Origin of the sequence: Pseudomonas granadensis (genome assembly GCF_900105485.1) — a bacterium.
GTDB lineage: Bacteria > Pseudomonadota > Gammaproteobacteria > Pseudomonadales > Pseudomonadaceae > Aquipseudomonas > Aquipseudomonas granadensis.
Map to the genome: position 1 here is coordinate 5,380,435 of NZ_LT629778.1, position 18,528 is coordinate 5,398,962.

Here is an 18,528-nt window from a genome sequence, read left to right on the forward strand (position 1 = left end):
GAAGACCTGTGGGAGCTGGCTTGCCAGCGATGAGGTCCGCAAGGACGATACAGATCTCAGATCCGCCAGAACGGCTTCAACCCCTCCTCCAAAGCCTGTTCACGGGTCAGGCCGACGTCCTTGAGCTGATCGGTCGTCAGCGTCAGCAACGCCTTGCGCGTGTGCAGACGGTGCCACAACAGACCCCAGCGACTCAGCCCGGACGGTGCATTGCGCAGTTCATTGCGCGCCCGCTCCTTCTGCCCTGCCGCCAGTTCCTGACTGTGTAACGTCAGCCGCACATCGCTCAAGCCGTTCATTTTTTGTCGCTCCTGTTTACTTGGGTAGCCAGAGATTCCATGATGCGCGGGCGAGCAAAACCATTACAGACGCAAAGAACCTGTATTAACTCCATACAGATTTGCTGATCTGCCGACTGAATGATCAATTTTTGCCGCATCTGTACTGGTTTTTGCTCAACTGCACCGAGGCCACCATGACTCTGTATGTAAACCTCGCCGAATTGCTCGGCACCCGCATCGAACAGGGTTTCTATCGGCCCGGCGACCGCTTGCCCTCGGTGCGCGCCTTGAGCGTTGAGCACGGGGTGAGTCTGAGCACGGTGCAGCAGGCCTATCGCATGCTCGAGGACAGCGGCCTCGCCACGCCGAAACCCAAGTCCGGCTACTTTGTCCCGGTCGGCCGTGAACTGCCGGAGTTGCCCGCCGTGGGCCGTCCGGCGCAACGGCCGGTGGAGATTTCGCAATGGGATCAGGTGCTGGAACTGATCCGCGCGGTGCCGCGCAAGGACGTCGTGCAATTGGGTCGCGGCATGCCCGACGTTGGCTCACCCACGATGAAACCGCTGCTGCGCGGTCTGGCGCGGATCAGCCGCCGACAGGACATGCCCGGTCTGTATTACGACAACATCCACGGCAACCTCGAACTGCGTGAGCAGATTGCGCGGCTGATGCTCGATTCCGGCTGCCAGTTGAGCGCCGGCGATCTGGTGATCACCACCGGTTGCCACGAGGCGCTGTCCACGAGCATCCATGCGATCTGCGAACCGGGCGACATCGTCGCGGTGGATTCGCCGAGCTTTCACGGCGCCATGCAAACGCTTAAAGGTTTGGGCATGAAAGCCCTGGAGATTCCCACCGACCCGCTCACCGGTATCAGCCTCGACGCGCTGGAACTGGCACTCGAGCAGTGGCCGATCAAAGCCATTCAACTGACGCCCAACTGCAATAACCCGCTCGGCTACGTCATGCCCGAATCGCGCAAGCGTGCGCTGCTGACGCTGGCGCAACGCTTTGACGTGGCAATCATCGAAGACGATGTGTATGGCGAGCTGGCGTATTCCTACCCGCGTCCGCGCACGATCAAATCCTTCGACGAGGACGGCCGTGTATTGCTGTGCAGTTCGTTTTCCAAGACCCTGGCGCCGGGGCTGCGCATTGGTTGGGTCGCACCCGGCCGCTATCTGGAGCGGGTGCTGCACATGAAATACATCAGCACCGGCTCGACCGCGCCGCAACCGCAGATTGCCATCGCCGAATTTCTCAAGGCCGGCCACTTCGAGCCGCACTTGCGGCGCATGCGCATGCAGTACCAGCGCAATCGCGATGCAATGATCGACTGGGTCACGCGCTATTTTCCCGCCGGCACCCGCGCCAGCCGCCCGCAGGGCAGCTTCATGCTCTGGGTCGAGTTGCCGGAAGGCTTCGACACGCTGAAACTGAATCGCGCGCTGCACGATCAGGGCGTACAGATTGCCGTCGGCAGCATCTTTTCCGCCTCAGGCAAATACCGTAATTGCCTGCGGATGAACTACGCTGCCAAACCAACGGCACAGATCGAAGAAGCGGTGCGCAGGGTCGGGGCGACAGCGATCAAACTGCTGACCGAGTCCGACTAATCGATCTGAAACGCTCCGTTGCCCTCGAAACGCCTCAGGTCGGCAACCCGGCTTGAGGCATCTTCCACCTGGGCATCGATCTCAAACTCCACTTGCAAAAAACGTCCCTGCGCAACAGCCGCGCCACTCCAGGGCACGATACGTGCGCCCGGCGATAACAGATTCGCTTCAAGGGGCTGCCCGTTTTCCAGGCGCCACTGCACCGCCACACCATCGAGGCGTGCTGCGACGATGCGCACTTGCAACGTGCCAGCCTCCCAGCGATAGCGCCGAGAGTCTGCCGCCGGCGCGACAAACGACCACTTGATCGGGCGAGCTTGCGGGCAATGAACACGCAAATGCACGTTGCGCAGGCCAAATCCCGCGCCCTTCACTGAAGCAGAACGCAAGAGTTCGGAGCGGGTGATTGCGCCGTAATCCACGGTCGCCGGCGATAGATCCACCTCACACGTATCGTTCGCCGATGCCGAGGCACAGGCGAGACAGGCCGCAAGTACGGCAATAATCCGGGGCTTCATGGCAGGCACTCGGTCAGGACAGATTTGAAGGGCGACAGATCGCCTCAACGGTTTCAATTTGCGTAGCCTCACCGGGCGATTCACTCAGGGGGAAATGCAAAACGCAGTGGCTGCTGTCGGATAACTTCACGCGCAACACCTGCCCTGGTTGGATATCCGGCAAAAAAATCGCCCCGGCGTCCATCACGGACGTCAGGTACTCACCCTGCGCATCCAGTACGCTCAAGCCTCTGGGCAACCATTGGCGATCCTGCGACCGCGCCTTGAGCAACAGACGCCGGACGGTAACCAGGGAAAAGTCCAGGTGCTGCACCGAACCTCGGGCGGCGGTCACCTCCTGCACCCCGTTGAGAACTTCGACATTACGCGGCAGCCCCAGTGGATCGACTTCAAGCCGTGCCAAAGAATAGGCTGGCAGGTTCGCCGCCACTGCGCGCCCCGCGCCATCCGTCCAGACGGGGCCTTGGGGCGTTTGCAGCCGCACTCCGGAACGCTCGCCCGCCTTCAGCACCCCCACCGTGTCACGTAGCGCATAGGGTGACAGCGTGACGCCATCGCGGTGCAGCAACACGCCGCCGCGCAAGCCCAGATCGTATTCCGTCGCACCGGCGCGCTGTCCTAGCCCCACATCCAGGCTGGTATAGCGCGGCAAGGCATTGATTCGGCCAGCCACCGCAGCCGATGCGTTATCACGGTGTTCGGCATTGACGGTGTAGGCCAGGGTTTCGCTGACCGCAGCGCTCACGGCCAGCCCTTGGCGCGTGCCTGAGCGCTCGTCACTGCGCACGTACCCGCGCAACCGGCCTTGCCCGCCCAGCGGAACGCCCACGGTCAGGTAAGCCGCGCGGCCCTGACGATATTCCTCGTCACCACCGACGCCTCGCTCCACGCTCAGTGACAAGCTGACGCGCTGCGGCAGCGTCAGTGACCATGACAACCCCAACTGCGACACCGGTGCTTCGCCCATACTCGAATAACGCGACCAGCTTGCGCCAAAGGCTCCCCAGTCATCGGTGGCGCCATTGAGCGAAAACACCCAGTGATCGCGTTTGCGCGACTCGGCCTGATGCCGCCGCTGATTCCAGCCGGTATCTGACAAGGTGCGAAAGTCCCGGCTCTGGCGCACTGCGACCAGACTTGCCGAGAGATTGGCCGCCAAAGGCGCGCTGAACGTCAGCTGCAATTGATCACCAGCAAGACCCGCCGCGCGCTGTTCCGACACCACTTGGCGCAGCCCCAGCGTGATCGGCCCCGACCACTGTTGTTGCAGCCCCCAACCGGCGGAAAGGTAAGCGTCGCCCGCGAGCGCACCAGCGGTTGCACGCAGGCCTCGGCGCATTTCCCAGTCTTTGCTGAACGCCGCGAATGTCGGCGCCTCACGGTTATCCGCTGACAGACGGCGGACCCGGCCCAGCGCCAGATTGAAACCCTCGGGGGCGTCAGACTGCGCCGCTTGCAGACTCGCCGCCGGCACCCGAAAACGTCGCACCTGACCATCCTGCTCATGCACCGCTACCTCCAGATCGAGCTGATTGCTCAACAACGGCAGCGCGCGCAAGGTAAAAGGCCCGCCTGGCACCATCGTCGTATAGATCACCACGCCGTTCTGGCGGACCTCGATACGGGACGGTGAGTAAGCAACCCCGTCCACTTGGCCACGGGCGCCGTTGCGGGCGGCATCGAGTCGGGCGAAGGCTGCTTCAGGAAAAACCTGTACGCCCGTGAACGACTCACCGGCAAACAGCGACGATGCCAGGTTGAGCTGACCGATCTGAAGGCTGGCCTCGTGATCTTCCAGCGTGTGCATCGCATAGGCGTAGAGGTGCTCGAACCGCGAGCTGTCGGGCAATGCCGTAAATGACTGGCGACTGCGCAGCACCCAGTCGCCGGCATTCAAGCCGGCTTCCGAACTCAGGCTGCGATAGTTGCTGGTCTGCCCGTCGAATTGACTTCCGGCCATCAGCAGATCGTAATTCAACACACCGGCCACGCCGCCATTGGCAAAGCTGCGCTGCGACGGCTCGGGCTCAGCGAGCGTATCGGTAGGCACCAGTAACCGGACCTGCTGACTGCCGGGGTTCAACTGCACGACGGCCGCGGGGAAACCCTGTGCGGCAGTCACACACGACCCTGACGCCAGCGGCGCAGACGCGGGCAGACGCACTCCGGCAGCCGTTAACCATTGCTTCCCCAGACACAACTCGCCCACATCGTTGAACGTCATTTGCACACGGCCCTTTGGCTGTCCGTTGACTTCAAGCACGACGGCATGCACACCCTGAGTAAAACGCGCAGCATCACGAAAATACTCCGCCAGGGCCGGATCGACTCCGCGATCCCTGAGCACTTCAACGTCGAACGTCACCGGTTCTGCCGCCATCGCCACGCGCCACCCGCAGCCACCCAGCGCCAGCAATGATCCGGCGATGCACATCCAGTTCAACGTGTCACCGGGGCAATATGATCGTCGACAGCAAAACCGTAAGTGGTCGCCGGGAATATCCGCACCGACGACACCTGTGCCAACGAACTCAGAGGCAAATCGAGTTGCAGTCTCTCGCCCGGCAGAATATAGGTGCGCGGCAGTTCGACCGGGCTTGAGCCGGGCAACGGTGTAACCGCTTTGCCGAGTCGAACCACGTAGGGACTGGGATTGTGAACGTGCAAGCCATCCTGCGTGACGGTCCAGACGAGGCGTTTCCACGGCTCACGCTCGACGGGCAATCCGGCCGGACGCAGGATCACCGGCAGGTTTTGCCGCACGCCGAGGCTGACACGCGCCCCACCTGCGGCTGCAACCGGGTTGATGCCTTCGAAAATCACCCGTTTCAAACGTTCGGTCTGCAAGGGCTGAGCGCTCTGCAGAAGGAACCGTACCTGCTGAACCTGGCCAGCCTCGACACGTGCAACAGGGGGAGTGAAAACCAGAAGGACCTCATCGTCCGATTCAGTGTTTTCGACGGTGGTGTACAGAAGCGCCGGATGAGCATCGGTGTTGCGGACGTTCATGACGGCTTCGCCGAGGCTCTGCTCGACGACCAGTACCGGCGTTTGCGGAACCATGCCGGCGCCTTGCGCAAGCGACATCGACAGACCGGCGAACAACCACAGGGAGACCTGCATCAAAGCAGGTTGGAATGAAAGGGGCATCGGTAAATACCGGAAAATTCCAGGCCACGGTTCCGGCGCTGCCGGCGTGTTCCTGTCGGAAGGAAAAGCCCGGCGCCCTGGTGGCCGCCGGGCTCGGCGCTCAGAGGTAGAACATGTCGAAGGTCACCGAGCCGTCGAGCGGGATCTCGTTGGCGATCGGCAAGTTGTTACTCGCGCCAATGATAGGCAGCAAGCTCATCGGAAAGCCGTGATGCCGAGCGGCAACAGGCCCCGTTGCGGCATTGATACCCCAGGAATACAGCGCAGGGGCATTGCTCACCAGCGAACTGGCAGGTACACGCCACGCTGGCGCTGCGAGAGTGCGGGTCAGCAGTGCGCGCCCTGTTCCGTCGGCCTCCGGCGTGCCATGACGTAAAGCGAATCCGCCAATCCGGGTGCCATTGATTGCGCCAAGCCCGAAGAACAGCACCGGATCGGTTTGACCGGTGCCATCGCTGATACCCGGCAATTTGGTCGCTGCACGGTTATCGCGAACCGACACTTCGACCGGGGCTGGAGCGTCGCAATTGATGTGCAGCGAGATGTCCCGCTCCGGCAGCAGAGTTTGTGTGGTTGGGTTAAGCGTGGCCGCGGAAATCTTGCGCAGGTCTACCGTGCCGCCCCCGGCAAAGGCCGGGATGCAAGAGGTCGGGATAATGGTGCCGATGACGTTCAGGTCAACGCTCTCCGCCATCGCCAGCGAGGGTAGCAAGGCGGCAGCGAGAACGACGAGCCGGTGGTTGTTTTTCATAAGCCGTATCTTCCATGTCATTAACAAAAAGCTTCCTACTGACTTCTCACGTAAGTAAGCAGGCGGATAATTGCGGCTTTTGGAGGACAAATCTGTAGGAAAAACCTTCGCTTGAATGGGGAAAAATCGACCTGACTCATAGGCGATTGATGCTGAGAAACTATTTCCTACTTCTTGATGACAAAACATTGCGCGCTGCTGCCTTGCAGCGCCCACTGATCGAATTCAAGGCAGCGATGCCCATGCCATACTTCACCCTCCGTCACGACCCGAGACCGCCACGTGATTCCAGGACAGAAACTGATCGCTGCAGCGCTACTCGCTTTGCTCTTGAATGGCTGTGCCACGCTCGATGTGCCGCGCGAGCCGAGCCAGGCCTTACCGGCGGCGGACTCGGCTTTCGGCCGTTCGATTCAGGCTCAGGCCGCGCCCTACCAGGGGCAATCGGGGTTTCGCCTGTTGTCTGACAGCGGTGAAGCGTTTACCGCCCGCGCCGAGCTGATTCGCAACGCCCAGACCAGCCTCGACTTGCAGTACTACATCGTCCACGACGGCATCAGCACACGCATGCTGGTGGAGGAAGTGCTCAAGGCCGCCGACCGGGGCGTGCGCGTGCGCATTCTGCTCGACGACACCACCAGCGACGGGCTCGATCAGATCATCGCCACGCTGGCGGCGCATCCGCAGATCCAGATTCGCTTGTTCAACCCTTTGCATCTGGGCCGCAGCACCGGCGTCACGCGTGCGGCGGGACGGCTGTTCAACCTGTCCGTGCAACACCGGCGCATGCACAACAAGTTATGGCTGGCGGACAACAGCGCGGCCATTGTCGGCGGGCGCAACTTGGGCGATGAGTATTTCGATGCCGAACCCAACCTGAATTTTACTGACATCGACATGCTCAGCATCGGACCGGTTGCCGAGCAGCTCGGACACAGCTTCGATCAGTACTGGAACAGCGCGCTGAGCAAACCGATCGAGGAATTTCTCTCCGCCAGACCGAGCGCCGCGGACCTGCAGAACACCCGCACGCGCCTGGAAGAATCGCTGGAAGAAACGCGCAAACAGAATCACGCGCTGTATCAACAGTTGATGAAGTTCAAGACCGACCCGCGCATGGACATCTGGCGCAAAGAGCTGATCTGGGCGTGGAATCAGGCGTTGTGGGATGCACCGAGCAAGGTGCTGTCCAAGGGCGAGCCTGATCCGCACCTGCTGCTGACCACGCAGCTGGCGCCGGAACTGACCGGAGTGAGCAAAGAGCTGATCATGATTTCGGCGTATTTCGTGCCGGGTCAACCGGGGCTGGTCTACCTGACCGGACGCGCCGACGCCGGGGTTTCGGTGAATCTGCTGACCAACTCGCTGGAGGCTACCGATGTCCCGGCAGTGCATGGCGGCTATGCGCCGTATCGCAAAGCCTTGCTGGAGCACGGCGTGAAACTGTATGAACTGCGGCGCCAGCCCGGGGATAACTACGGCAGTGGCCCGCGACTGTTCTACAGCAAGTCGTATCGCGGCTCGGATTCCAGCCTGCACAGCAAGGCGATGATCTTTGATCGACGCAAATCGTTTATCGGCTCGTTCAACTTCGACCCGCGCTCAGTGCTATGGAACACCGAAGTCGGCGTACTGGTCGACAGCCCGGAACTGGCCGAGCATGTGCGCGTACTGGCGCTGCAAGGCATGGCGCCGAACCTGAGTTACCAGGCGAAACTGGAAAACGGCAAGGTCGTCTGGGTCACCGAGGACAACGGCCAGATGCACACGCTGACCAAGGAACCGGGAAGTTGGTGGCGGCGCTTCAATTCGTGGTTCAGCACCAGCGTGGGCCTTGAGCGCATGCTTTGATCCCGGCTGACGGTAATCCCCTGTGGGAGCGAGCCTGCTCGCGAAAGTGGTTTCACATCCAGCAAATGAGCTGCCTGATGCACCGCTTTCGCAAGCAGGCTCGCTCACAAGGGATGTGTTCAGGCAGTTTCTGCCGTTGTGCCAAAGGCGCCTTGGCGCAACAGCAAAAGCACCAGGCCAAACGCCCCCGCCGCCATCAACAGCGGCAACGCATGCCCATTGATCCATTGACTGCCCGCCCCCGCGGCCAGCGGCCCGACAAGGCAACCGATCCCCCACAGCTGCGCGATGTGCGCGTTGGCGCGCACCAGCGCATCGTCGCGATAACGCTCGCCGATCAGAATCAGTGACAGCGTGAACAGCCCGCCAGCACTGGCACCGAACAGTACCCACAACGGCCAGATCAGCAGCGTGTCGAGCAGCAGCGGAATCGCCAGACTCGAGAGCATCAACACCACAGCACAGCCGGCGAACAATGTGCGCCGCGACAGATAATCGGCCAAGGCGCCAATCGGCAATTGCAACAGCGCATCGCCGACTACCACGGTGCTGACCATGGCCAAGGCAATTTCCGCAGTGAAACCCTGTTGCAGGCAATACACCGGCAGCAACGTCAGGATCATTGCCTCGAACGCGGCGAACAACGACACCGCCCAGGCGATCGCCGGCAGCTCGCGGGCGAAGCCCCACAGGTCGACGAAGGTCACGCTGCTCGCTTCACTGCTGGGCGCCCCACTGCGCCCGAGCAACAACAACGGCGATACGCTCAGCAAGCCAACACCGACCCAGAAACCGTAGTCATGCTCAGTGCCGAGCGCACCCAACAGCAACGGCCCCGACAGTTGGCTCAGCGCATAACTGCTGCCATACAACGCGACCAGGCGCCCGCGCCACTGCTCGACCACCAGTTGATTGATCCAGCTTTCGCCGAGGATGAACACGATGGTCAGAATCACCCCGATCAGCAGGCGCAGCAGCAGCCAGACCGGATAACTCGGCAGCAACGCCAGCAGGCCGATCGACAAGGCTCCGGCCCACAGGCACAAGCGCATCAGATTCGCCGTGCCGAAATACGCGGCGAGATGGCTGGAAACCTTCGCCCCCAACAACACGCCGATCGCCGGCATCGCCGCCATCACGCCGATGGCGAAAGCGCCGTAGCCCCAGCCTTCAAGACGCAGCGACACCAACGGCATGCTCACGCCCAGGGCCAGGCCGACACTCAAGACAGACGCCAACACGGCGAAATACGTCGCCCACCGCATGTTCCACGCTCCTGTGGATAGTTTTCATAGACACCGTACAAAACCAATGTGGGAGCGAGCCTGCTCGCGAATCGGTTTCACATTCAGCATGTAGGCTGACTGATACACCGCTTTCGCGAGCAGGCTCGCTCCCACAGGGGATCTCTGTTTCGTCAGGCAGCCCGGTGTGCCCGGGCTTCCGTTAACGGCTTACAGCTTGATCCAGGTCGCTTTCAGTTCGGTGTACTTGTCGAACGCATGCAGCGACTTGTCGCGGCCGTTGCCTGACTGCTTGAAGCCGCCGAACGGTGCGGTCATGTCGCCGCCGTCATACTGGTTGACCCACACGCTACCGGCACGCAGAGCCTTGGCGGTCAGGTGTGCCTTGGAGATGTCCTGCGTCCACACCGCCGCGGCCAGACCGTATGGCGTGTCGTTGGCGATCTGAATGGCTTCTTCAGCGCTGTCGAAAGCGATGACCGACAGCACCGGGCCGAAGATTTCTTCTTGAGCAATCTTCATCGCATTGCTCACGCCGTCGAAAATCGTCGGCTCGACATACGTACCGCCTGTTTCCTGAAGGATGCGCTTGCCACCAGCCACCAGTTTGGCGCCGTCGCTGTGGCCGGATTCGATATACGACAGCACGGTGTTCATCTGCTGGGTATCGACCAGCGCGCCAACGTTGGTTGCCGGGTCCAGCGGATTGCCCGGCTTCCAGGTTTTCAGCGCCTCGATCACCATCGGCAGGAATTTGTCCTTGATCGAACGCTCGACCAGCAGACGCGAACCGGCGGTGCACACTTCGCCCTGGTTGAAGGCGATGGCGCTGGCAGCGGATTCGGCAGCGGCTTGCAGATCCGGTGCGTCGGCGAACACGATGTTCGGGCTCTTGCCGCCGGCTTCCAGCCAGACGCGCTTCATGTTCGATTCACCGGAGTAGATCATCAGTTGCTTGGCGATCTTGGTCGAACCGGTGAACACCAGCGTGTCGACATCGTTGTGCAGGGCCAGCGCCTTGCCAACGGTGTGGCCGTAGCCCGGCAGTACGTTGAGCACGCCTTTGGGAATACCGGCTTCGACAGCCAGCGCGGCGATGCGGATGGCGGTCAGCGGCGATTTTTCCGATGGCTTGAGGATCACCGAGTTACCGGTCGACAGCGCCGGGCCGAGTTTCCAGCAAGCCATCATCAGCGGGAAGTTCCACGGCACGATGGCGCCGACCACGCCGACAGGCTCGCGGGTCACCAGTCCCAGTTGATCGTGCGGCGTGGCGGCGACTTCGTCGTAGATCTTGTCGATCGCTTCGCCGCTCCAGCTCAGCGCTTGCGCTGCGCCCGGCACATCGATGTAAAGCGAGTCGCTGATCGGCTTGCCCATGTCGAGCGTTTCGAGCAGGGCCAGTTCTTCAGCGTGCTGCTTGAGCAGGCTGGCAAAACGGATCATCGTGGCTTTGCGTTTGCTTGGCGCCAGGCGCGACCACACGCCGGAATTGAACGTGGCGCGGGCATTCTCCACAGCGCGCTGGGCGTCGGCGGCGTCACAGCTGGCGATCTTGCCGAGCAGACGGCCGTCGACCGGGCTGATGCATTCGAAGGTTTCGCCGGAAACGGCGTCGGTGTATTCGCCATTGAGGTAGGCGCGGCCTTCGATCTTCAGGTCGCGGGCGCGTTGTTCCCAGTCGGCACGAGTCAGGGTGGTCATTCGGGTGTCCTCCTCTTATTGAATACGAACGCCACAAGCACTGCGGCGTTCATCAAGAATACTGCCCGGCCAGCCTGCATGTCGGCCCAAGGCATCCGCCACCCTAAACCAGCGACCGGGTTTGTTTCAATATATTTGACATAAGCCGGCCATACGGCCTTGCAGTGTTCAATTTAATAAACATAGACTTTCGCCCATTCCAGTCCACGCGCCGTCATCACCGGAGAAAACAACAATGAACATCGAGAACGTCGTCGACATCAGCCTGACCGGCAGCGAAGCCGAACGCTATCGCCCGGACCCGGCCAAAGTGCTCAAGGGCGATCCTGAACAAGCCGTGTTCCATCAATACGAAAGTCCCTGTGGCCAGATGGGCGCGGGCGTTTGGGAAGGTGCGGTGGGCCAGTGGACGGTGAATTACACCGAGCATGAGTATTGCGAGATTCTGCAGGGCGTTTCGGTGCTGCGAGACAGCGACGGAAATGCCAAGACCTTGCGTGTCGGCGATCGCTTTGTGATTCCAGCGGGGTTTCGCGGGACGTGGGAAGTGCTGGAAGCCTGCCGCAAGATTTATGTGATCTTTGAACAGAAGGCTTGAAAATTTTCGTCGGCTGATCCGGCCCTATCGCGAGCAGGCTCACTCCTACAGGTGACCGCATTCCAATTGTAGGAGTGAGCCTGCTCGCGATGAGGCCCTGACAGGCAATACAATTTGAAGGCAACAAAAAAGGCCCGCATCTCACGATACGGGCCTTTTTTGTAAGTCGGGAAAAATCAATTACTTGATTTTGCCTTCCTTGTAGATCACGTGCTTGCGAACAACCGGATCATATTTCTTGATCTCGATTTTGTCCGGGGTAGTACGCTTGTTCTTGTCGGTAGTGTAGAAGTGACCAGTACCGGCGCTCGAGATCAAACGAATCAATTCACGCATGATTAGCTCCCTTAAATCTTGCCATCGCGGCGAAGTTCGGCGAGCACGACAGTGATGCCACGCTTGTCGATGATACGCATGCCTTTGGCAGATACGCGCAGACGCACAAAACGTTTCTCTTCTTCAACCCAGAAGCGGTGATGCTGCAGGTTCGGCAGGAAACGACGACGGGTTTTGTTGTTTGCGTGGGAAATGTTATTCCCAGTCACCGGACCCTTACCGGTAACTTGACATACTCTCGACATGCCTCAGCCCTCTAAAACCACATGCCCAACCCGGCATGGGTTGGCCGCTTAATCTCTCAGTCATTTGGCGCCAGGCGCCGCGTTTCTTTAGAGGTCTTACCGGCTACACCTACAGTGAAGGAACCGGGCCCCTAGAAAAGAGCGCTGCTTTATACCAGAAAGACCGGGGTGCAACAACAATCGGTGTGCAATCAATCGGCAAAAAGGCATTTTTTTAGCCTGCGGATCCCTTGGATAAAGGCTGACGGCGATTTTTACCACTCGTCGTAGAAAATCCCCTGCAACGACATTTCAGACGTTTTCCTGCGTACCGCCACCTGAAACAGTGTCGTCGCGGCGCGCGGAAAATACAAAAAGGGGATAGTCATTTGCAATTCAGACCTCTAGGGTAGGACTTTTCCAGACTGCACTTGCAGATGGGCCTTCGATCTGTAAAGGAAACCGACCATGCGCCTCGCTGCCCTACCCCTGTTGCTTGCCCCGCTGTTGCTAAGCCCTTTGGCCCAGGCCGCCGCGCTGAGCGTGTGTACCGAGGCCAGCCCCGAAGGGTTCGATGTGGTGCAGTACAACTCGCTGACCACCACCAACGCCTCGGCAGACGTGCTGATGAATCGTCTGGTCGATTTCGACACCGCCAGCGGCAAGGTCATCCCGAGCCTGGCCGACAGCTGGGAAGTCAGCACTGATGGGCTGACGTACGTATTCAAGCTGCATCCGCAGGTGAAGTTTCACACCACCGACTATTTCAAACCGAGCCGTGAGCTGACCGCCGAAGACGTCAAGTTCAGCTTCGATCGCATGCTCGACCCGGCCAACCCGTGGCACAAGGTCGCGCAGAGCGGCTTCCCCCACGCGCAGTCAATGCAATTGCCAGCGCTGATCAAGAAAATCGATGCACTCGACCCGCTGACCGTGCGCTTCACTCTTGATCACCCGGATTCGACCTTCCTCGCCACCCTGAGCATGGGTTTCGCCTCGATTTACTCAGCCGAGTACGCCGACAAGTTGATGAAGGCCGGCGCGACCGACACGCTCAACAGCCAGCCGATCGGCACCGGCCCGTTCATCTTCAATCGCTTCCAGAAAGACGCGGCGATCCGCTACAAGGCCAACCCCGACTACTTCCGTGGCAAACCTGCGGTCGACCCACTGATCTTCGCCATCACCCCGGACGCCAACGTGCGCCTGCAAAAGCTGCGGCGTAATGAATGCCAGATCGCCCTGTCGCCGAAACCACTCGACGTACAGGCAGCGCTGAAAGAGCCGACACTGAAAGTCGAAAAGACTGACGCGTTCATGACCGCTTTCGTCGGCATCAACAGCCAGCATCCACCACTGGACAAGCCGGAAGTGCGCCAGGCCATCAACCTCGCCTTCGACAAGGCCAATTACATCAAGGCTGTGTTCGAAGACACCGCCGAAGCGGCCAATGGCCCGTATCCGCCGAATACCTGGAGCTACGCGAAGAACCTGCCGGGCTACCCGCACGACGTGGCGAAGGCCAAGGCGCTGCTGGCCAAGGCCGGGCTGAAGGACGGTTTCCAGACCACGATCTGGACGCGGCCGTCAGGCAGCCTGCTCAACCCGAACCCAAGTCTGGGCGCGCAGATGTTGCAGTCAGACCTGGCTGAAATCGGCATTCAGGCGGAGATCCGCGTCATCGAATGGGGCGAGCTGATTCGCCGCGCCAAAGCTGGCGAGCACGATCTGCTGTTCATGGGCTGGGCTGGCGACAACGGCGACCCGGACAACTTCCTCACGCCACAGTTTTCCTGCGCGGCGGTCAAATCCGGCACCAATTTCGCCCGCTACTGCAATGCCGATCTGGACAAGCTGATCAGCGCGGGCAAGACCACCAGCGAACAAGGCGTGCGCACCAAGCTGTATGAACAGGCGCAGGCACAGATTCAGCAACAGGCATTGTGGCTACCGCTGGCGCACCCGACGGCGTATGCGCTGACGCGTAAAGACGTGCAGGGTTACTCCGTCAGCCCGTTCGGCCGCCAGGACTACTCCAGAATCAGCCTCAAGCCCTAAGCGGCAAGCCCCAAGCTAGAGCCGAACGCGCACGGCTCTAGCTTGCCGCTTGTAGCTGCATACTTGCAGCTGCCTTTTTACATCCAGCCACACTCCGCCATCGACAGCGGTTCGCCATCGCCGACGATGAAGTGATCCAGTACGCGCACGTCGATCAGCTCCAGGGTCTTTTGCAGCCGCTTGGTCAGCAGCCGATCAGCCTGACTGGGGTCGGTATTGCCGGAGGGATGGTTGTGACACAGGATCACCGCCGCCGCGTTATTGGCCAGTGCGCGCTTTACCACTTCTCGGGGATGCACGCTGGTGTTGTCGATCGAGCCGCGAAACAGCGCCTCGAAATTCAGCACTTGGTGCTTGGAATCGAGAAACAGGCAGCCAAACACTTCGTGCGGTTCGTGCCGTAGCATCGCTTTGAGGTAGTCGCGCACGACTTGCGGGTTCTCCAGTGCCGGTTTCTGCCGTGATCGTTCGGCCAGATGGCGCTTGCTCATTTCCTGTGCGGCTTGCAGCTGCGCATACTTCGCCGGCCCGAGCCCCATTTGTTTACTGAATGCGTCCTGATCGGCCTCGAGCAGTAAACGCAGGCTGCCGAATTGCTTCAGCAGGTGTCGCGCCAGGTCCACGGCGCTTGTTCCGGGTACCCCGGTGCGCAAAAAAATCGCCAGCAACTCGGCGTCCGAGAGGCTCCCTGCCCCGTGCTCCAACAACCTTTCCCGCGGCCGCTCCGCCGCCGGCCAATCGCGAATACTCATACACACTCCCTGTCTGTGGGCGCCGCTGTTCCGTAGCGGTCGCTGTGATATCGTAGCCCATCTTTTTTGCGCGCGATTCAACCCTGGGGAGGGGCGTCGCCGCGCAGTCATCAACGAAATGAAAGGCAGACCTATGCAGCGGCTGTATCGGAAACGCATCGTTCTGGGCGTCGGCGGCGGCATTGCGGCCTACAAGAGCGCCGATCTGGTTCGCCGCCTGATCGACCAGGGTGCCGAAGTGCGCGTGGTCATGACCCATGGCGGCGCCGAGTTCATCACCCCGCTGACCATGCAGGCCCTGTCCGGCCACCCGGTGCACCTCGACTTGCTCGACCCGGCCGCCGAAGCCGCGATGGGCCATATCGAACTGGCAAAATGGGCCGATCTGGTACTGATCGCCCCGGCCACCGCCGACCTGATCGCCCGTCTGGCGCAAGGCATCGCCAACGATCTGCTGACCACGCTGGTGCTGGCCACCGACGCCATCGTTGCCGTCGCACCGGCAATGAATCAAGCGATGTGGCGCGATCCGGCCACCCAGGCCAACCTGCAACTGCTCGAAAGCCGTGGCCTGAAGACCTTCGGCCCGGCGTCCGGCAGCCAGGCCTGTGGCGACGTCGGCATGGGCCGCATGATGGAAGCCACCGAGCTGGCGCTGCTCGCCGCCGACTGCTTCCAGCGACAGGCACTGACCGGCAAGCATGTGGTGATTACCGCCGGCCCGACCCAGGAAAACATCGACCCGGTGCGCTACATCACCAACCACAGCTCCGGGAAAATGGGCTTTGCCCTCGCCGAAGCCGCAGTGGAAGCCGGCGCCCGCGTCACCCTGATCAGCGGCCCGGTGCACCTGCCAACTCCTGATCGCGTCACGCGCATCGACGTGGTCAGCGCCCGCGACATGCTCGCCGCCTGCGAGTCGGCGATTCCGTGCGACGTATTCATTGCTTCGGCAGCGGTTGCGGATTACCGCCCGGAAGTCGTTGCCCCGCAAAAGCTCAAGAAAGACCCTGCGAGCGGTGACGGTTTCGTCCTGCAAATGGTGCGCAACCCGGACATCCTCGCCAGTATCGCGACCCGTCCCGACCGTCCGTTCAGTGTCGGCTTCGCCGCCGAAACCGAACACCTGCTCGACTACGCTGCACGCAAGCTGAAGGACAAGAATCTCGATTTGATCGTCGCCAATGACGTCGCCAACCCGAGCATCGGTTTCAACAGCGAAGAAAACGCCTGCAGCGTCATTGACCGTGAGCTGCACGCCACGGTTTTCGCCCAGACCAGCAAGGGCAAGATCGCCCGCCAACTGGTCACTTTTATCGCCGAACGTCTGAACCAGGTTTAATTCACATGCACGCTTTGCAAGCCAAGATCCTCGACCCACGCATCGGCACCGACTTCCCGCTGCCGCAATACGCCACCCCAGGCTCCGCCGGCCTCGACCTGCGCGCCATGCTGGATCAGGACACCGTGATCAAGCCGGGTGAAACCGTGCTGATCCCCACTGGACTGTCGGTTTACATCGGCGACCCGAACCTCGCCGCGCTGATCCTGCCGCGCTCGGGCATGGGCCATAAACACGGTATCGTACTGGGCAACCTTGTCGGCCTGATCGACTCCGACTACCAGGGCCCGCTGATGGTGTCCTGCTGGAACCGTGGCCGAAGCGATTTCACCATGACCGTCGGCGAACGTCTGGCGCAACTGGTGTTGGTGCCGGTGGTGCAGGCGCACTTCGAAATGGTCGAGGAATTCGTCGAAACCGAACGCGGCACCGGCGGCTTCGGACATACCGGAACGAAGTGATCCGGTCGGCTGATCCTGTGGTGAGCCAGCCCGCTGGCGCACCACAAACCGAAATTGTCATCTGCAAGGTTTAGCGCGGTAAATCAAGGCATTGGCCGGCCAAAGCCCTGCTGCGCGGGGTGTCATGGCCCTTTCATAGCACGAACTCTCTGTGGAAAACGCCGTCATACCCTTCAGTTTGAGCCTGCCGTCGAACGATTCGTCGGCCTGTCCCGCCACTTTCCAGATGGAGCATTTGTGCAGATGAGCACTCCAGCCAAGATCGCCCCGACCCTCCCCGAGAGCATTTTCCGCGCCTATGACATTCGCGGCACCGTGCCGGATTTTCTCAACGGTGAAACCGCTTACTGGATTGGCCGCGCCATCGGCTCGCAGAGCCTGGCCCAAGGCGAACCGAACGTGTCGGTCGGTCGTGACGGGCGCTTGTCCGGTCCGGAACTGGTCGCCGAGCTGATTCGCGGCATCGCCGAGAGCGGTTGCCATGTCAGCGACGTCGGCCTGGTGCCGACACCAGCGCTGTATTACGCCGCCAACGTGCTGGCCGGCAAATCAGGGGTGATGCTCACCGGCAGCCACAACCCGTCGAACTACAACGGCTTCAAGATCGTCATCGCCGGCGACACACTCGCCAACGAGCAGATCCAAGTGCTGCACCAGCGCATCAAGAACAACGATCTGAGCAGCGGCCAGGGCAGCGTCACCCAGGTTGAAATCCTCGACCGCTACAACACCCAAATCGTCCAGGACATCAAACTGGCCCGTCGCCTGAAAGTCGTGGTCGACTGCGGCAACGGTGCTGCCGGCGTGATCGCCCCGCAACTGATCGAAGCGCTGAACTGCGAAGTCATTCCGTTGTTCTGCGAAGTTGACGGCAACTTCCCCAACCATCACCCGGACCCGGGCAAGCCGGAAAACCTTGTCGATCTGATCGCCAAGGTCAAGGAAACCAACGCTGATATCGGCCTGGCCTTCGACGGCGACGGCGACCGTGTCGGCGTGGTAACCAACACCGGCAGCATCGTTTACCCGGATCGTTTGCTGATGCTGTTCGCCCGTGACGTAGTGGCACGCAACCCGGACGCGGAAATCATTTTCGACGTCAAATGCACCCGCCGCCTGGTGCCGCTGATCAAGGAATACGGTGGTCGGCCGCTAATGTGGAAGACCGGTCACTCGTTGATCAAAAAGAAAATGAAGCAATCCGGCGCACTGCTGGCCGGGGAAATGAGCGGGCACATCTTCTTCAAGGAACGCTGGTTCGGTTTCGACGACGGCATCTACAGCGCTGCACGCCTGCTGGAGATCCTCAGCAAGGAAAAATCCACCGCGGAAGAGCTGTTTGCGACCTTCCCGAACGATATTTCTACGCCGGAAATCAATATCCATGTGACCGAAGAGAGCAAATTCAGCATCATTGATGCACTGCACGATGCTCAGTGGGGTGAAGGCGCTGACCTGACCACCATCGACGGCGTGCGGGTCGATTACGCCAAAGGCTGGGGCCTGGTGCGCGCGTCCAACACCACACCGGTGCTGGTGCTGCGCTTCGAGGCCGATGACGAGGCTGAACTGCAGCGCATCAAGGATGTGTTCCACGCCCAACTGAAACGCGTTGCACCTGATCTCCAACTACCGTTCTGAT

16 protein-coding genes and 1 pseudogene are annotated in these 18,528 nt (G+C 60.8%); 7 read left to right on the forward strand and 10 right to left on the reverse strand.

Annotation, left to right across the window (positions count from 1 at the left end; all coding sequences use genetic code 11):
• Positions 1-56: 56 nt before the first annotated feature.
• Positions 57-299, reverse strand: coding sequence for a DUF1127 domain-containing protein (locus BLU52_RS24060; protein ID WP_090287492.1), 243 nt, complete (start codon positions 297-299; stop codon positions 57-59).
• 176 nt (positions 300-475) lie between these two features.
• On the opposite strand from BLU52_RS24060, the gene BLU52_RS24065 reads away from it, so the two are divergent.
• A complete protein-coding gene (locus BLU52_RS24065) occupies positions 476-1,897 on the forward strand; it encodes an aminotransferase-like domain-containing protein (protein WP_090288672.1) in 1,422 nt (473 codons plus the stop codon).
• On the opposite strand, the gene BLU52_RS24070 is transcribed toward BLU52_RS24065, so the two are convergent.
• The 4 genes from BLU52_RS24070 to BLU52_RS24085 all read right to left on the reverse strand — a co-directional run bounded on the left by BLU52_RS24070 (position 1,894) and on the right by BLU52_RS24085 (position 6,316).
• Positions 1,894-2,415: a DUF1120 domain-containing protein gene (locus BLU52_RS24070; protein WP_157720718.1), complete on the reverse strand. Its 522-nt coding sequence runs from the start codon at positions 2,413-2,415 to the stop codon at positions 1,894-1,896. The genes BLU52_RS24065 and BLU52_RS24070 overlap by 4 nt on opposite strands.
• A gap of 13 nt (positions 2,416-2,428) precedes the next feature.
• A complete protein-coding gene (locus tag BLU52_RS24075; protein ID WP_090287497.1) occupies positions 2,429-4,849 on the reverse strand; it encodes a fimbria/pilus outer membrane usher protein in 2,421 nt (806 codons plus the stop codon).
• 5 nt (positions 4,850-4,854) lie between these two features.
• A complete protein-coding gene (locus tag BLU52_RS24080; protein WP_090287498.1) occupies positions 4,855-5,565 on the reverse strand; it encodes a fimbria/pilus chaperone family protein in 711 nt (236 codons plus the stop codon).
• A 100-nt stretch (positions 5,566-5,665) separates the two neighbouring features.
• A complete protein-coding gene (locus tag BLU52_RS24085; protein ID WP_090287500.1) occupies positions 5,666-6,316 on the reverse strand; it encodes a DUF1120 domain-containing protein in 651 nt (216 codons plus the stop codon).
• A 282-nt stretch (positions 6,317-6,598) separates the two neighbouring features.
• Between BLU52_RS24085 and BLU52_RS24090 the strand changes: the two genes are divergently transcribed.
• Positions 6,599-8,167 (forward strand): phospholipase D family protein, encoded by a 1,569-nt coding sequence (locus BLU52_RS24090; protein WP_090287502.1) that lies wholly within the window; start codon positions 6,599-6,601, stop codon positions 8,165-8,167.
• A gap of 119 nt (positions 8,168-8,286) precedes the next feature.
• On the opposite strand, the gene BLU52_RS24095 is transcribed toward BLU52_RS24090, so the two are convergent.
• Together BLU52_RS24095 and BLU52_RS24100 are read right to left on the reverse strand one after the other, a co-directional pair.
• A complete protein-coding gene (locus tag BLU52_RS24095) occupies positions 8,287-9,432 on the reverse strand; it encodes an MFS transporter (RefSeq protein WP_090287504.1) in 1,146 nt (381 codons plus the stop codon).
• Positions 9,433-9,621: 189 nt separating this feature from the next.
• Complete coding sequence (locus BLU52_RS24100) at positions 9,622-11,115, reverse strand: aldehyde dehydrogenase (protein WP_090287506.1); 1,494 nt, start codon at positions 11,113-11,115, stop codon at positions 9,622-9,624.
• Between the two features lie 235 nt (positions 11,116-11,350).
• Here BLU52_RS24100 and BLU52_RS24105 point away from each other — a divergent pair, with 235 nt between their 5' ends.
• The gene (locus BLU52_RS24105) at positions 11,351-11,713 is read left to right on the forward strand and encodes a cupin domain-containing protein (protein ID WP_090287508.1); all 363 of its coding nucleotides are present in this window, start codon (positions 11,351-11,353) and stop codon (positions 11,711-11,713) included.
• A 180-nt stretch (positions 11,714-11,893) separates the two neighbouring features.
• Here the strand turns inward: BLU52_RS24105 and rpmG are convergent, their stop codons facing one another.
• Together rpmG and rpmB are read right to left on the reverse strand one after the other, a co-directional pair.
• On the reverse strand, positions 11,894-12,049 hold the full coding sequence (rpmG, locus tag BLU52_RS24110) for a 50S ribosomal protein L33 (protein ID WP_003177274.1): 156 nt from the start codon (positions 12,047-12,049) through the stop codon (positions 11,894-11,896).
• Positions 12,050-12,060: 11 nt separating this feature from the next.
• Positions 12,061-12,294 carry a 50S ribosomal protein L28 gene (gene rpmB, locus BLU52_RS24115; RefSeq protein WP_007920377.1) on the reverse strand — a complete coding sequence of 78 codons (234 nt, stop codon included), beginning with the start codon at positions 12,292-12,294 and terminating at the stop codon, positions 12,061-12,063.
• A gap of 447 nt (positions 12,295-12,741) precedes the next feature.
• On the opposite strand from rpmB, the gene BLU52_RS24120 reads away from it, so the two are divergent.
• Positions 12,742-14,331 (forward strand): ABC transporter substrate-binding protein, encoded by a 1,590-nt coding sequence (locus tag BLU52_RS24120; RefSeq protein WP_090287510.1) that lies wholly within the window; start codon positions 12,742-12,744, stop codon positions 14,329-14,331.
• Positions 14,332-14,408: 77 nt separating this feature from the next.
• Here the strand turns inward: BLU52_RS24120 and radC are convergent, their stop codons facing one another.
• A complete protein-coding gene (radC, locus tag BLU52_RS24125) occupies positions 14,409-15,083 on the reverse strand; it encodes a RadC family protein (protein ID WP_090287512.1) in 675 nt (224 codons plus the stop codon).
• Between the two features lie 133 nt (positions 15,084-15,216).
• Between radC and coaBC the strand changes: the two genes are divergently transcribed.
• The 3 genes and pseudogenes from coaBC to BLU52_RS24140 form a co-directional block, all read left to right on the forward strand.
• Complete coding sequence (gene coaBC / locus BLU52_RS24130) at positions 15,217-16,425, forward strand: bifunctional phosphopantothenoylcysteine decarboxylase/phosphopantothenate--cysteine ligase CoaBC (RefSeq protein ID WP_090287515.1); 1,209 nt, start codon at positions 15,217-15,219, stop codon at positions 16,423-16,425.
• Positions 16,426-16,430: 5 nt separating this feature from the next.
• The gene (gene dut, locus BLU52_RS24135; protein WP_090287518.1) at positions 16,431-16,886 is read left to right on the forward strand and encodes a dUTP diphosphatase; all 456 of its coding nucleotides are present in this window, start codon (positions 16,431-16,433) and stop codon (positions 16,884-16,886) included.
• Between the two features lie 264 nt (positions 16,887-17,150).
• Positions 17,151-18,527: pseudogene (locus tag BLU52_RS24140) on the forward strand (phosphomannomutase/phosphoglucomutase); the annotation flags it as partial.
• Between the last annotated feature and the right edge of the window lies 1 nt (position 18,528).